Genomic DNA, 14,607 nt, shown 5'->3' with positions numbered 1-14,607 from the left:
ACCGAAATTCGGCCCTGCGACCGCCAGGACCGAATGAGACCAGAAAGGCCAACTGAAATGACCGAATTCTCCTATCAGCTCTACTCCTCGCGCAATTTCGGGCCGCTGCCCAGGACGCTCGCCATGCTCAGTGAGCTGGGTTACAGCCAGGTCGAAGGCTACGGCGCGCTTTTCGACGGGATGGACGAAAGCAGCATCGCCCGGTTCAAGAGCGATCTCGACAAGGCCGGCCTGACCATGCCGACGGCTCACTTCGGGCTAGACATGCTGGAAGCCGATCCGCAACGAGCGGTCGCTGCCGCCAGGGCGTTGGGTGTTCAGGCAGTATATTGCCCTTATCTTCAGGCCGAGGATCGGCCAGGCGATGTCGCCGGCTGGCAGGCCTTTGCCCGGCGGCTCGATGAAGCGGGAAAGCCGATGCGCGATGCCGGCCTCATCTTCGGCTGGCACAACCACGATTTCGAGTTTGCGCCGATCGATGGCGAGCGGCGGCCTCAGGCCATTGTCTTCGATACCGCTCCCGATCTTTCCTGGGAAGCCGACATCGCCTGGATCGTGCGCGGCGGCGCCGACCCTCTTGAATGGATCGAGCGCTACGGCGACAGGATTTCCGCGGTGCATATCAAGGATATCGCGCCAGCCGGACAGAACGCCGACGAGGATGGCTGGGCCGATGTCGGCCATGGCACGGTCGACTGGCCGGCGATCATGACGGCGCTGCGCGACACACCAGTGCGCTATTTCATCATGGAACACGACAATCCCGCCGATGAGGAGCGCTTTGCCCGCCGATCCATCGCTGCGGCAAGAACCTTTTGATCGGGAGACTGCAATGACAAACGAATTGGGCATCGGCATCATTGGCTGCGGCAACATCTCCGCGACCTATTTCCGCTACGCCCCGAAATTTCGCGGAATCCGCATCGTCGGCTGCGCCGACATGAATCGCGCGGCCGCCGATGCGCGCGCCGCCGAGTTTGGTGTCGAAGCGATGGACGTCGATGCGCTTCTGGCGGATGAGCGCATTGGTCTCGTTGTGAACCTGACCATACCCGATGCCCATTTCGCCGTATCCAAGCGCATTCTGCAGGCCGGCAAGCACGTCTATTCCGAAAAACCGTTGGTGCTCAGCATGGCGGAGGGCCTGAAACTGAAGGCCATCGCTGACGAAAAGGGTCTGTCGGTCGGCTCCGCCCCCGACACCTTCCTTGGCGGCGCGCACCAACTGGCGCGCAAGGCGATAGACGAAGGCGCGGTTGGCACGATCATCGGCGGCACCTGCCACGTGATGAACCACGGCATGGAGCACTGGCATCCAAATCCGGACTTCTTCTACAAGCCCGGCGGCGGGCCCATTCTCGATCTAGGGCCATACTACATCGCCAACCTGATCAATCTCGTCGGTCCGGTGAAACGGGTCGCCGCCCTGGCAACGACGCCCATTCCCGAACGAACCATCACCAGCCAGCCGCGCAAGGGTGAAACGCTGGCGGTCTCCACGCCGACCAGCATCAACGCGCTTCTGGAATTTGCCAACGGGGCCACCGTGACGCTCTCTGCCAGTTGGGACGTCTGGGCGCACCGCCATGCCAACATGGAACTCTACGGTACAGAAGGGTCGATTTTCGTGCCCGATCCGAACTTCTTCGGCGGGACGGTTGAAATCGCCGCGCGCGACAATCCCATCGAGGACATGCAGGCATGGGAGCATCCCCTCGGCGTTCCAAACGAGAAGCATGACCACGCCATGATGGCGAACTACCGCACCGCCGGCCTGGCGGACATGGCGTTGGCGATCGCCGAGAAGCGCGATGCCCGTTGCTCGCTCGAGCGCAGCCTCCACGGCATGGAGATATTGCTCGCCATTCTGCGATCGGGTGAAACCGGCGAATTCGTCACGCTGGAGACAACGTGCGAGCGCCCGGCCGCACTGGGCATAGAGGAGGCCAGGGCCTTGCTGGCGTGACCCGATGCTTGCGCGCCTCGTCTGGCCACGCTAACCCCGATGAACCATGGGACGAGGAGCGCAGACACGATGACCAAGCAGACGATCGCATTTCTGGGGACGGGCCTGATGGGTGCCCCCATGGCCCGCAACCTTTTGAAGGCCGGCCATGATGTCGTTGTCTGGAACCGGACGCGGGAGAAGGCCGAGGCCCTGACCGCAGACGGCGCCCTCCTCGCCGAGAGCCCGGCCGAAGCGGCCAGCGGCGCCGACCTGGTCATCACCATCGTCAGCGACGGCAAGGCGGTCGCCGATCTGCTCTTCTCGCAAGATGTCGCGAAAGCCATGCAGAAGGGCGCCACCTTCGTCGACATGAGTTCGATCACGCCGCAGGAGGCTCGCGATCATGCCGAGCGTCTTGCCGCAGCGGGGATCGATCATCTCGATGCGCCCGTCAGCGGCGGCACCAGGGGCGCCGAGGCCGCGACCCTCGCCATCATGGCGGGCGGCGAGGAACCCTGCTTTGAGAGGGCAAAGCCTGTGCTTGAGGCGCTCGGCCGTCCCGTGCGCGTCGGCCCTTCGGGAGCCGGGCAACTCGCCAAACTGGCCAATCAGGCGATCGTGGCGGTGACCATCGGCGTCGTCGCCGAGGCAACGTTGCTGGTCGAAAGCGGTGGCGGCGATCCCGCCGCCTTCCGCGACGCGTTGAAGGGTGGATTTGCAGACTCCACCATCCTCCAGCTTCACGGACGGCGCATGAGCGAAGGCGATTTCACGCCCGGGGGCAAGTCGTCTATCCAGTTGAAGGATCTCAACAACATCATCGCCGAGGCTAGCAGCCTGAACCTCGCCTTGCCGCTGTCCGAAGCGGTGCGCACGCGCTATCGCGCCCTGGTCGAGGAGATGGGTGGCGGCGATCTCGACCATGCCGCGCTTTATCGCCAGCTCAAGGAGCGCGAACAGGACCTTAGCTGAACGCGGCCTGACCTCATCCGGATGGATGTCCCCTTCGACTATCGGCCATCCTGCCCATGGCCGCACCGCCCCTTAGGCTTCCCAATTGCACTGTTGGGGCGCCGTCGAGGGACTGGCCGAAGGGGCAATGATGGAGAGCCCGGATCCACGCGCGCAGGAGGACGCATCGGAAGACCAGCGGCCGAACGCTCGGTTTTGCAGTGACCTGTCTCGCTTTGACGACCAACCCGCCCTTATCGAGGATGGGCAGACGATCACGTATCGCCGTCTCGCCGACCTGCAGCAATGCTGGAGCGAAAGGCTTGGCGCCCGCAGATCTCTCGTCTTTCTGGAAGCGCGCAACCACACATCGGCGATTGCCGCCTATCTTGGCTGCCTGAAAGGCGGTCATGTCGTTCATCTTTTCGGCGAAGACGAACGCGACAAACTGGCAGAGCGCGTCGAACTGTTCCGGCCAAATGTCGTGTTGTCATTCAACGCAGGTCGGCTTGAAGAAGACCACCCGCACCGCGTGACCCACGCGCTTCATCCCCAATTGCAGGTCCTGCTCTCCACATCCGGTTCAACCGGCGCACCGAAGCTCGTCAAACTGTCGGATCGGAACATTTCATCAAACGCGCTTTCGATCGCGGAGTATCTGCAGCTGGCCGCTGGCGAACGGGCGGTGACGAGCCTGCGCTTCAACTATTCCTACGGGATGTCCGTGGTGAACAGCCATATCGCAACCGGCGGCACGCTGGTGCTCACCGAGCGGTCCGCTGCCGAAGCGGCGTTCTGGACGCTACTGCGCGCCCATGCCGGAACCAGCTTCGCCGGCGTACCCTATGTCTACGAGCGCCTGCGACTGGCCGGCTTTTCATGGGCCGACGCACCCTCTCTCCGTTATGCAACACAAGCGGGCGGGCGCCTTCCACCAGACATGGTTCGTCATTTCGCTGACCTTGGCGAACGCCATGGCTGGCGCTTCTACGTGATGTACGGACAGACCGAGGCATCACCACGAATGGCTTATCTGCCGCCGGAAATGGCCGCCGCCCATCCGGACTGCATCGGCATTCCCATCCCCGGCGGCCAGATCGCACTGATCGACGAGACCGGCCGGGACATCGAAGCGCCCGATGTTGCCGGCGAACTCGTCTATCGTGGGCCGAACGTCATGATGGGCTATGCCGTTGGTCCTGCCGACCTCGGCACCGATTGCTCGGCTGGGCAATTGCGCACGGGAGACGTCGCTTGCCGAAATGCCGATGGACTGTTTTGCATCGTCGGCCGCACCGCGCGCTTCGTGAAACCGTTCGGCATCCGCATCAATCTCGATCAGATCGAGCATTTGCTGGCGCCCGAATTGCCGGGCATCGTATGTGCGGGTGACGATCGGCGCATCGTCATCGCCCTGCCGGCGAACGGCCATGACGCCCCTGTCGACAGCGCCGCGCTGACCACCCGCCTCGCGGAACACCACGGCCTGCCGGACTTCGTTTTCGAGATTGTGCGGCTTCGTGAGATACCAAGGCTATCGACCGGCAAGGTCGACTACCGCGCGGTGATGGAAGCCGCCGGGTCGGCATCGCAAAGGTCAGCCGATTTTCCCGGCCTGATGTCCGGCACGTTCTTGCGCGAAATCGGCCGGGAAATGGCACGCATCGTCGGCTTCCAGGAAAGCCAGTGGAGTGGTGTCGAGCAGATTTACGCCACGCTGGTCGGACAAGGCGCCACTGGCGCCAGCACATTCACCGATCTCAACGGCGATTCGCTGGTCTATGTCGAAACACACATGGCGCTGGAGGAGTATCTGGGTTCGGTTCCGCCGCGGTGGGAACAGATGAGCGTCGACGAACTCGAGGAGATGCGCAGCCATGCCGCACGCATTTGACCGGTATGCGTCCGGCCACTCCGGCCGGATCATCGAAACGGATATCGTCCTGCGGGCGATCGCCATCAGCGCGGTCGTCTTCAACCATTCACACCCGGTTCGACCGTTCAACTATGCCGGCGGCATGACTGTGCTGCTGATGCTCGCCGGCTACAGCCTCGCCCGCTTCGCACTCAGCCGAACCGAAACGCAGGATTTGCCGACCGTCATCCTCCGCTTTGCCACGCGTATCTGGTTGCCCTGCCTTGCCATCGTGCTCGCGTCCTTCGCAATACGCCGCCAGTTCGATCTGGCCGAACTTCTTTTCATCAGCAACTGGTTTCCCGGAAACGATCTCGCCTTCCTTTTCGTCTGGTATCCGCAGGTGGTCGTGCAGTTGCTGTTGTGCCTTGCCCTCGTTTTCTCCATTCCCGCCGCCGCTCGACAGTTCACGGCTCGGCCCCTCGCCGCCACGCTTATCGTCTTCTTGATCGTGTTTGCGGCAGGTCGCCTGTTCTCGCAGGATCATGTTCCCGATGCGCTGCGTACCATCCCGCCGCAAAGGATCGCCTGGAACTTCATTCTCGGCTGCCTGGTCTTCTTCGCGCTCGCGAGCCCGCTCGCGCCACGCTGGAACCGTGTCGCGCTGGTGTCGCTGACGATTGCCTGCGCCGCGCTTGCCTTCGGATTGCGATCGCTCGAGTTCTGGACCTTGTCGATGTCTGTGGTCCTTCTCTCATACTGGCCGCGACTGCGCCTGCCGGAAAGCCTTGCGCGCCTGTTCCAGATCGTCGGACAGGCAAGCTTCACGATCTTCCTGCTGCATGTCATCTTCCTGCGGATCTATACGCTGGGTCTTGGCCTTGAGAACCAGAGCGGTGCCTGGCTCTTTGCCATGTGCGGCAGTCTCCTTGCGTGGCTCATGGCCACCGCAACGCTTCGGGTATGGCGCCGGCTCAAAGGCAATGACTGGCTGCGTCGGTCACTGGCGCCCGTCCTGCCGGGCAGCCTGCTCGCTCACCTGCGCCCGTTGCGTCTCGGTCGGCTGGAGCGGCATTGAGCAAGGGTGCGCTATTCGACGCGCTCGGCCGTGTCGGCATCGGCATTTTCCTGTCCATAGACACGTCCCTCGCGGCGTGGCGTGGTCAATGGCGTCGGTGAAGGCACGTTGCGACGCATTAGGTCGCGGCCCGAATAAAGATCGCCGACGATCTGCAGTTCCAGACGTTCCTGATCCCGCTTGCGCACATCGTCCGTGATCGCCTGCGCGTCATCGGCCGGCACGCCAAGCCCGATCATCGCCGCATGGCCGAACGCCATGGCCGACTCAAATGTCTCGCGGATCTGATAGTCCACGCCCTTTTCGATCAGATCCAGCGCGTGCCCGCGATCGAAAGCCCGCACGAAGAGCTTCGTCAACGGAAACTCCGTCTTGACGAGATCGACGATCCGATCGGCCGCATCGCGGTCATCGACGCAGACGAGGATGGCCTGCGCCTCCGCGGCCCCTGAAGCATGAAGGATGTCGAGCCGCCGCCCGTCACCGAAATAGACCTTGAACCCGAAATCGGAGGCGGCGCGGATCATCTCCACGTCATTCTCGATGATCGAGACGTCGAACCCGCGTGCCAGGAGACCCTGACTGGCCACCTGCGCAAAGCGGCCGAAGCCGATGATCAGAACGTTGCCTTCCAGACCGTCCGCCGCGTCGATCCCGTCCATGGATTGCGGCGTGCGCGGCATGAACTGCTGCATCACGATCGCGATCAGGGGTGTCAGCGCCATCGAGATGATGACGGTGGCGGAGAAGATGGCGTTCGCCTCGACATTGAACAGCCCCGCGCTCGCAGCCGCCGCATAGAGCACGAATGCGAACTCACCTCCTTGGGCAAAAAGCGCGACCCGCGTGACGGCAACCGGATGCCCGCTGCCGAAAAGCCGCGCCACAAGATAAATGCCGACCCCCTTGGTCACCATGAAGGCGATGACGGCAAGCGCGATGAGCGGCCACTGCGCGGCGATGACGGCAAGGTCGAGCGACATGCCCACGGCAAGGAAGAACAGCCCGAGGAGAATCCCGCGAAACGGTTCGACATCCGCTTCGAGCTGATGTCGGAAGGTGGATTCCGACAGCAGCACGCCTGCCAGGAACGCGCCCATGGCCATCGACCATCCGCCCACATCCATCAGCAGGGCAGAACCGAGCACCACGAGCAGCGCCGCTGCCGTCATCACCTCTCGCGCCTCGACCGACGCCAGCACCCGGAACATCGGGTTGAGCAGCCAGCGCCCCGCAGCAACGAGGGCCGCGAGCGACCCGAGCGCGATGACAATCTGCATGGCCCGCGCTCCGGCGCTCTCGCTCTCGCCCGGGGCCATGAGGGCGACGATGGCGAGAAGCGGCACGATCATCAGATCTTCCAGAAGCAGAATGGACACGGCCTGCTGCCCGGGCGCTGTGGAGGTCTCGCCGCGCTCGTCGAGCATCTGCATCACGACGGCGGTCGACGACAGCACGAAGCCGGATGAAGCGATGAAGGCGACGATCGGCTCGAGCCCCAGCAGCCACACGCCCACCACCGACAAGAGCGCCATGCACAGGAAGACCTGCGACAAGCCGAGCCCGAAGATCTCGCGCCGCAGCGACCACAGCCGCGACGGCTGCATCTCCAGGCCGATGATGAACAGGAACATCACGACGCCGAGTTCGGCGACATGCAGGATCGTCTCCGGGTCCGAGAAGAAACCAAGACCGAAAGGCCCGATGATCAGCCCGGCGGTGAAATAACCGAGAACGGTCCCCAGCCCCAGCCGCTTGAAGATCGGGACGGCGATCACGCCAGCGCCAAGCAACACCACGACATGGGCAAGATCGCCGCCCGAACCTTCTACCGCCATCATCGACCTCGCTGAAACCGCCGTTTGTCCGTGCGCGATATTACCCTGCTTTCGCAGCGGCGATACCCGGCTGGCGGCATGGCTGTCCTGCGCATGCGAACAGCCTACATTGCGTATTGAATTAGACGCGGGAAAAAGAGAATATGCTTGTGTAAAACTCTGCGGTAGGCGGGCTGAAGGTCCGCTTCTTTCAATCGGTGGCGACTGCACACCGTATTTCACCGTCAAGCGCTCGGTCCAGGTTGCGGCGGGTTCTCGACGGGACGGTCTGTGAGCGCCGGGGCGATCGGGGCCCTTGATCGACGATGCGACCGATGGCGCAGTTGGCTGCTGCATCATGGCTCGCCGGGAACATTTCCGCCGCATTGGTCGACGCATCGCGTCGCGCAGCCCATCACATAGAAAATGGCATCAACTCGAAACCATGACCCCTAAGGGCATGTTCGAGCGGGGACTCGCGAAGGGACAAGTGGCGACCCGATCCGGACGCATCGGTCATGCGTCGTGAAGAGGGAGATGCAACATGTCTTTGAAAACGAAATCCAAGCCGAAGGCCAAGCCGGCCGACCCGTCCACTGGTGCCTTGCCGCCGGAACTGATGAATGCGCTTGCCGCGGGCCAATCCGCGATCAAATTGACGCCGGGACACGGGACGGCCGGTCGTCATCCCACACGACAGTTGCTGGACGCGCTTTCCGGTCACAAGGACCCTGGCATGTTCGGGCGGATGTTTCCCAAGCTACCGCCGCTGGAAGTGCCCGACACAAAGCTGGAAAAACTCGCCGATGCGATGCTCGACGGCGACCCAACCGACACGACGATGGACAACCCGAATATCCCGGCAGGTTTTACCTATCTCGGACAGTTCGTCGATCACGACATAACGCTCGACCTCACCTCGCTCGCCGACAAGGTGAAGGACCCGCTCGGCGTCGAGAACTTCAGGACCCCGAGCCTCGACCTCGATGCGCTTTATGGCCTCGGCCCCGACGGCAGCCCGCATCTTTACGAGCGCAATCCCGCCGACCTGTCGAAGCACGGTCCCAAATTCCTCATCGGCAAGAACATGACGGTCGGCTTCGGCGGCGTCACGGGCGATTTCTTCAACGACTTGCCGCGCTCTCCTCAAGGCATGGCGTTGATCGGCGATCACCGCAACGACGAAAACCTTCTCGTCGCGCAGACCCACCTCGCCTTCCTCAAGTTCCACAACAAGGTCTGCGATATGCTGTCATCCGGCGCCAACCCGCCGGAGAACATCTTTGCGGAAGCCCGTCGGACGGTTACCTGGCATTATCAATGGCTGGTGCTGCATGACTGGGTCGAACGGCTGACGGAACCCGGCATCGTCGCCCGCATCCTGCACGACGGGCGCAAATACTACCGCTTCAAGAAGACGCCCTATATGCCCGTCGAATTCTCCGCCGCGGCCTATCGGCTCGGTCATTCCATGGTGCGCCAGCGCTACAGCCACAACCGGGTTTTCCAGGACATAGGGTTCGACCTGCTGTTCGGCTTCAGCGGACTGTCCGGCCAGATCATCGGCGACCTTGCGCCCAATCCGCCGACAGGCCCGCTTCCCGTCTCGGTTCTTCCCAGCAACTGGATCATCGACTGGCGACGCTTCTACGACCTCGGCACACCCGCCGCGACCGGCTTCACATTCAACCGGACGCGCCGGATCGATCCGTTCCTGGTCGAGGAACTGCACAATCTGCCCGGAAACGGAGGCAACCTGGCCTTCCGCAACCTCAAGCGCGGCGTCAACCTCGGCCTGCCGTCGGGCCAGGAGGTCGCCCGTCACATGAAAGTCAAGAATCCGCTCACCGCCGACGAGATCGCCAGCGGCCCGGACGGACAGGTGGCGCGCCAGCAGGGCCTCGATAAGGCCACGCCGCTTTGGTACTACATCCTCAAGGAAGCGTCCGTGCGCCACAATGGCGAGCGGCTGGGGCCGGTGGGATCAACGATCGTCGCCGAAGTCTTCGTCGGCCTCGTCCACGGCGACACCCAGTCCTATCTCTGGCAGGTCAAGAACTGGAAGCCGACGCTTCCGGCGCAAACGGCCGGCACGTTCACCATGGCCGACATGCTGCGCTTCATCGACGACGTCAATCCGATCGGCACCTGATCGCGACTGGCTGTTGGGACCCGGCCGACACCGGGTCCCTCGCCTCACTCTCCAAGCGCTACGCCCTCACGGCGCGGATCGGCGGCGCCGATGAGGCTGCCGTCCTCGACACGAATGGCATGGAGCCCGCTGTTCATGTCGGCGGTCCGCACCTCATGGCCACGCGCTGTCAGCGCCTCGGCAAAGCCGGTCGCCTGCGTACCCTCCTCAAGTGTCGTCGCGCCGTTCGCGTTGAAGACATGCCCAAGGTCGAGCGCGGCCTGCAGATCCATATCCCAGTCAAGAGTAGCAATGAGCGCTTGCGCCACATAGCCGATGATCGAGACGCCGCCCGGCGAGCCGACAACCAGTTCGACGTCGCCGTCCTCGTCGAGCACAATGGTCGGGGCCATCGAACTGCGCGGCCGCTTGCCCGGTTCGACACGGTTGGCGATCGGCCGGCCGTCGTCGCTTTCCGGCGCGAAGGAGAAATCGGTCAGTTCGTTGTTGAGCAGAAATCCACGGACCATGATCTGCGATCCGAAGCCGCTCTCGATCGTGGTGGTCAGACTGACGGCGTTGCCTTCGGCATCGATGATCGAGACGTGGCTCGTTCCCGGCCGTCCTGGCGAAGTGTCAGGCGCCTGAAGCATCGCCTCGCGCCAGGGGGGATTGCCGTTTGCCACCGGCGTCTCGGCGGCCGCGTCGATGTCGATCAGTTGAGCCCGTGCGGTCAGATAGGCCGGATCGAGAAGTCCCTTGACGGGGACCGAGACGAAATCGCTGTCGGCCATGAACATGTTGCGGTCCGCGAACGCCAGCTTGCCCGCTTCAGCAAACAGATGCCAGCTGTCGGCATTGTCCGCACCCATCGACGGCAGATCGAAATGCTCCAGCATGCCGAGCATCTGTCCGACCGTCAGCGCGCCGGAACTTGGCGGTCCCATGCCGCAGACCTCGTACGCGCGATAAGGGTGGCAGACCGGATCGCGCTCGACGACGTCGTAGGCCGAAAGGTCTTCCATCTCCAGAAGCCCCGGATTCTTCGATGCCTGTTGAACGGCGGCGACGATGTCTTCCCCGACCTCGCCATCGTAGAAGATATCGCTCCCCTCCGCCTGGATGAGCTTCAGCGTCTCGGCAAATTCCGGGTTGCGCAGCGTCGACCCCGCTTCGAGCGCGGTCCCGTCCGGAAAGAAGTAGGACCGGGCCGTCTGGAACGACTGCAACCGCTCCGCCACCTCACCCGTCAGTTGTCCGGCGAGGCGCTCGCCGACTTCGAATCCATCTTCGGCAAGGCTGATCGCTGGCTCCAGCAGCGTCTCGAAGGGCTTTTCTCCATACCGCGCGTGAACCGTTTCCATCAGTTTCAAGGTGCCGGGCGTGCCGACCGACCGGCCGCCGACCACAGCGTCCCAGAATTCCATCGGCTCGCCGCCATCGGTGAGGAAGAGGTCGCCATCGGCGGCCATCGGCGCCGTCTCGCGCCCGTCGAAGGTCGTCAGTTCGTCCCGCTCGGCATCGTAATAGACGAGAAAAGCCCCGCCGCCGATGCCCGAGCTTTGCGGCTCCACGAGATTGAGCACCATCTGCACGGCCACCATCGCGTCGATCGCATTGCCCCCGTCAGCGAGCACGGCGTGTCCGGCTTCCGTGGCGAGCGGGTGCGCCGCCGCCACCATGAAGTCCTCGGCCGTTGTCGCCTTCGAGACACCGCGCCCCGTCGCCACTTCCGGCGCCGGCCGGGCCTCCTGAGCGCTGGCCAGGGGCACGGCGAGGCCACCCGCAGCACCAAGGACCAGACCGAGTTTCATCCATGCTGCGCGCATCGTCCTCTCCTTTGCTGACACGAGGAAAGGCTAGCGCCATTGCCCGCGGGGTCAAATCAAATCGCCGCCCCGCTCATCCACAGCATCGTCTACGACCTTCGTTTATGAGGCGATCGTTTAACTGGCTCTGGGCGGGCCGCGAACATAGTGTGCACGAGCGGTGGTGGGCTGCCGCAGGAGGTTGCGCGCGTCAGCGTGCAAGGACATGGACTTCTAGGGGAGGATACTGTTTTGGATCCCAAATCCACACAAGGGGAGGCCTACTGGCAGGCCAACCTGAGAATCATCAAGATATCGCTGGTCATCTGGGCGCTCGTCTCATTCGGCTTCGGCATCTTCTTCCGCCCGCTTCTGTCGGGCATCCCGGTCGGGGGCACCGATCTTGGCTTCTGGTTCGCCCAACAGGGCTCGATCCTCGTCTTCCTGGTTCTGATCTTCTTCTATGCCTGGCGCATGAACAAGCTCGACCGCGAATTCGACGTCGACGAACAGTAAGCGGGCTCGGGAGGGCATCATGGATCAATATACACTGAACCTGATCGTGGTCGGTGCGAGCTTTGCGCTCTACATCGGCATCGCGATCTATTCGCGCGCGGCATCGACCGGCGAATTCTACGCTGCCGGCCGCGGCGTTCATCCCGTCATGAACGGCATGGCAACGGCTGCCGACTGGATGTCGGCTGCATCCTTCATTTCAATGGCCGGTCTCATCGCCTCCGTCGGCTACGACAACTCCACCTATCTGATGGGCTGGACAGGCGGTTACGTCCTTCTGGCCATGCTGCTTGCGCCCTATCTGCGCAAGTTCGGCAAGTTCACCGTGCCGGAGTTCATCGGCGACCGCTTCTATTCGCCGACCGCTCGCATCGTGGCAGTCGTCTGCCTCATCGTCGTTTCGGTGACCTACGTCATCGGGCAGATGACGGGCGTCGGCGTGACGTTTGCCCGCTTCCTCGAAGTCGATACGACGACCGGTCTTCTGATCGGCGCGGCGATCGTCTTCATGTACGCGGTTCTCGGCGGCATGAAGGGCATCACCTATACCCAGGTGGCACAGTACATCGTGCTCATCCTGGCCTATACGGTGCCGGCCGTCTTCATCTCCCTGCAACTGACCGGCAACCCGATCCCGATGTTCGGCCTGTTCTCCGAACATAACGCGTCGAGCCAGCCGCTTCTGGCGCAGCTCGACCAGATCGTGACCGATCTCGGCTTCAACCAGTATACCGGCCACCATGACAGCACGCTCAACACGGCGCTGTTCACGATGTCGCTGATGATCGGCACGGCAGGCCTGCCGCACGTCATCATCCGCTTCTTCACGGTGCCGCGCGTCGCCGACGCCCGCTGGTCGGCCGGCTGGGCGCTGGTCTTCATCGCCATCCTCTATCTCACGGCTCCGGCTGTCGGTGCGATGGCGCGTCTCAACCTCATCGAGACGATCTATCCCGGCAACGCTGCCGTCACGGAAAGCGCACTCGAATACGAGCAGCGGCCGGAATGGATGCGCAACTGGGAGACGACGGGACTGCTTACCTTCGAGGACAAGAACGGCGACGGCCGAATCCAGTTCTACAACGAAGGCAACGCGGACTTCGCGACAACGGCTGAAGAAAACGGCTGGTCGGGCAACGAGTTGACCGTGAACAACGACATCATGGTGCTCGCCAACCCGGAAATCGCGAACCTGCCGGGATGGGTCATCGCCCTCGTCGCCGCCGGTGGTCTTGCCGCCGCGCTGTCGACGGCAGCAGGTCTCCTGCTGGCGATTTCCTCCGCGATATCGCACGACCTGATCAAGAGCGTGATCAATCCGAACATTTCCGAGAAGGGCGAGCTCATGGCGGCTCGTGTCTCCATGGGGTTCGCGATTGCGCTGGCGACCTGGCTCGGGCTCAATCCGCCCGGCTTTGCGGCTCAGACAGTGGCACTCGCCTTCGGTCTGGCGGCATCGTCGATCTTCCCGGTCCTGATGATGGGGATTTTCTCCAAGCGGGTGAACAACAAGGGCGCGATTGCCGGCATGCTCGCCGGTCTGATCTTCACCCTTGCCTATGTCTTCGCCTACAAGGGCTTCCTCTTCATCCCCGGCACCAACCTGCTTCCGGACAACGCCGCAAACTGGGTCTTCGGCATCTCGCCGGTCTCGGTCGGCACCATCGGCGCGATCATCAACTTCGCCGTTGCCTACTTCGTGTCCAATGCGACGGAGTCCCCGCCGCAGGAAATCCAGGAGCTTGTCGAAAGCGTTCGCGTTCCGCGCGGCGCGGGAGCGGCCAGCAACCACTGAGGATGACATCCCCGGCGTGCGACGGCGCGCCGGGTCGTCTGACCATAAAAGCCCCGCTCCCGCCAAGGAAGCGGGGCTTTTTCACATCAGGTGGTAGCCAGCGCTTGCGTGGGTCGCGACGACACGCCATCAAGACCGGCCAGCCAGGAATATTGGAAAAGCCAGCTCATGATCTTCATTCTCATCGGCGCGCTACTCGTCGCCATCAGCGCCGCGGCCTTGATAACGCTTCCCTTCCGGCTGACGCGCCGCAAGACACCCAAAGGCCTGCCGCCGCTCGCAGCGGGCATCGCGCTCGTCGCTTTTGTCGTGTGGAACGACTATTCCTGGTACGGGCGGACCGCCGGCGAACTGCCCGAGCAGGTCGCAATCGTCGACAGCCTCGACTACCAGGGGCCGTTGCAGCCCTGGACCTATATCGTGCCGCGGACAAATCGTTTCACTGCGGTCGATCGTTCGGCCATCCGGCGCAATGAACAACTGCCCGGCTATGCGATGTTCGACCTGATTTTCGTACAGCGCTACGAACCGACGCTACAGACGCGCCAGATCGTCGATTGCCAGGGAGGAAGGCGCGCCGACCTCACCAATGAAACCACCTACGCCGATGATGGCATGCCGCAGAATGTCGTGTGGGTTTCACTCGAGGAGAACGACCCCTTGCTTGAGATCGTTTGCGGAAGTGACGGGGCATGACACGCTGCGTCG

At 63.0% G+C, this 14,607-nt stretch carries 11 protein-coding genes; 9 read left to right on the top strand and 2 right to left on the bottom strand.

Going from position 1 to position 14,607, the window contains the following annotated elements; all coding sequences use genetic code 11:
• Nucleotides 1-57 precede the first annotated feature (57 nt).
• The 5 genes from CN673_RS01055 to CN673_RS01035 all read left to right on the top strand — a co-directional run bounded on the left by CN673_RS01055 (nucleotide 58) and on the right by CN673_RS01035 (nucleotide 5,832).
• The gene (locus CN673_RS01055; protein ID WP_099864158.1) at nucleotides 58-819 is read left to right on the top strand and encodes a sugar phosphate isomerase/epimerase family protein; all 762 of its coding nucleotides are present in this window, start codon (nucleotides 58-60) and stop codon (nucleotides 817-819) included.
• A gap of 13 nt (nucleotides 820-832) precedes the next feature.
• Nucleotides 833-1,966: a Gfo/Idh/MocA family protein gene (locus tag CN673_RS01050; RefSeq protein WP_099864156.1), complete on the top strand. Its 1,134-nt coding sequence runs from the start codon at nucleotides 833-835 to the stop codon at nucleotides 1,964-1,966.
• Between the two features lie 39 nt (nucleotides 1,967-2,005).
• Entirely contained in the window at nucleotides 2,006-2,920 is a 915-nt protein-coding gene (locus tag CN673_RS01045) for an NAD(P)-dependent oxidoreductase (RefSeq protein ID WP_099864154.1), read from the top strand.
• A gap of 130 nt (nucleotides 2,921-3,050) precedes the next feature.
• Nucleotides 3,051-4,793: an AMP-binding protein gene (locus CN673_RS01040; protein ID WP_198585852.1), complete on the top strand. Its 1,743-nt coding sequence runs from the start codon at nucleotides 3,051-3,053 to the stop codon at nucleotides 4,791-4,793.
• Nucleotides 4,777-5,832 carry an acyltransferase family protein gene (locus tag CN673_RS01035; protein ID WP_099864149.1) on the top strand — a complete coding sequence of 352 codons (1,056 nt, stop codon included), beginning with the start codon at nucleotides 4,777-4,779 and terminating at the stop codon, nucleotides 5,830-5,832. Before CN673_RS01040 ends, CN673_RS01035 begins: the two co-directional genes overlap by 17 nt.
• Nucleotides 5,833-5,843: 11 nt before the next feature.
• On the opposite strand, the gene CN673_RS01030 is transcribed toward CN673_RS01035, so the two are convergent.
• Nucleotides 5,844-7,670 carry a monovalent cation:proton antiporter-2 (CPA2) family protein gene (locus CN673_RS01030; protein WP_099864966.1) on the bottom strand — a complete coding sequence of 609 codons (1,827 nt, stop codon included), beginning with the start codon at nucleotides 7,668-7,670 and terminating at the stop codon, nucleotides 5,844-5,846.
• A gap of 523 nt (nucleotides 7,671-8,193) precedes the next feature.
• Between CN673_RS01030 and CN673_RS01025 the strand changes: the two genes are divergently transcribed.
• Nucleotides 8,194-9,801: a peroxidase family protein gene (locus tag CN673_RS01025; RefSeq protein ID WP_099864147.1), complete on the top strand. Its 1,608-nt coding sequence runs from the start codon at nucleotides 8,194-8,196 to the stop codon at nucleotides 9,799-9,801.
• 44 nt (nucleotides 9,802-9,845) lie between these two features.
• On the opposite strand, the gene ggt is transcribed toward CN673_RS01025, so the two are convergent.
• Complete coding sequence (gene ggt / locus CN673_RS01020; protein ID WP_245409724.1) at nucleotides 9,846-11,609, bottom strand: gamma-glutamyltransferase; 1,764 nt, start codon at nucleotides 11,607-11,609, stop codon at nucleotides 9,846-9,848.
• Between the two features lie 231 nt (nucleotides 11,610-11,840).
• On the opposite strand from ggt, the gene CN673_RS01015 reads away from it, so the two are divergent.
• From CN673_RS01015 to CN673_RS01005, 3 genes are all read left to right on the top strand, one after another.
• The gene (locus CN673_RS01015) at nucleotides 11,841-12,104 is read left to right on the top strand and encodes a DUF4212 domain-containing protein (protein ID WP_099864145.1); all 264 of its coding nucleotides are present in this window, start codon (nucleotides 11,841-11,843) and stop codon (nucleotides 12,102-12,104) included.
• A 19-nt stretch (nucleotides 12,105-12,123) separates the two neighbouring features.
• On the top strand, nucleotides 12,124-13,899 hold the full coding sequence (locus tag CN673_RS01010; protein ID WP_099864142.1) for a sodium:solute symporter family protein: 1,776 nt from the start codon (nucleotides 12,124-12,126) through the stop codon (nucleotides 13,897-13,899).
• A gap of 168 nt (nucleotides 13,900-14,067) precedes the next feature.
• On the top strand, nucleotides 14,068-14,595 hold the full coding sequence (locus CN673_RS01005; protein ID WP_099864139.1) for a hypothetical protein: 528 nt from the start codon (nucleotides 14,068-14,070) through the stop codon (nucleotides 14,593-14,595).
• Nucleotides 14,596-14,607 lie beyond the last annotated feature (12 nt).

Origin of the sequence: Neopararhizobium haloflavum (assembly GCF_002750855.1) — a bacterium.
Classification (GTDB): domain Bacteria; phylum Pseudomonadota; class Alphaproteobacteria; order Rhizobiales; family Rhizobiaceae; genus Georhizobium; species Georhizobium haloflavum.
Note: the sequence above shows the minus strand (reverse complement) of the source record. Positions and strands in the feature narration are given on the sequence as shown.

Coding starts and splice junctions, on each gene's coding strand:
- CN673_RS01050 (WP_099864156.1), top strand. CDS start 833: ATGACAAACGAATTGGGCATCGGCATCATTGGCTGCGGCAACATCTCC.
- CN673_RS01025 (WP_099864147.1), top strand. CDS start 8,194: ATGTCTTTGAAAACGAAATCCAAGCCGAAGGCCAAGCCGGCCGACCCG.
- CN673_RS01040 (WP_198585852.1), top strand. CDS start 3,051: ATGGAGAGCCCGGATCCACGCGCGCAGGAGGACGCATCGGAAGACCAG.
- CN673_RS01030 (WP_099864966.1), bottom strand. CDS start 7,670: ATGGCGGTAGAAGGTTCGGGCGGCGATCTTGCCCATGTCGTGGTGTTG.
- ggt (WP_245409724.1), bottom strand. CDS start 11,609: ATGCGCGCAGCATGGATGAAACTCGGTCTGGTCCTTGGTGCTGCGGGT.
- CN673_RS01010 (WP_099864142.1), top strand. CDS start 12,124: ATGGATCAATATACACTGAACCTGATCGTGGTCGGTGCGAGCTTTGCG.
- CN673_RS01045 (WP_099864154.1), top strand. CDS start 2,006: ATGAACCATGGGACGAGGAGCGCAGACACGATGACCAAGCAGACGATC.
- CN673_RS01035 (WP_099864149.1), top strand. CDS start 4,777: ATGCCGCACGCATTTGACCGGTATGCGTCCGGCCACTCCGGCCGGATC.
- CN673_RS01005 (WP_099864139.1), top strand. CDS start 14,068: ATGATCTTCATTCTCATCGGCGCGCTACTCGTCGCCATCAGCGCCGCG.
- CN673_RS01055 (WP_099864158.1), top strand. CDS start 58: ATGACCGAATTCTCCTATCAGCTCTACTCCTCGCGCAATTTCGGGCCG.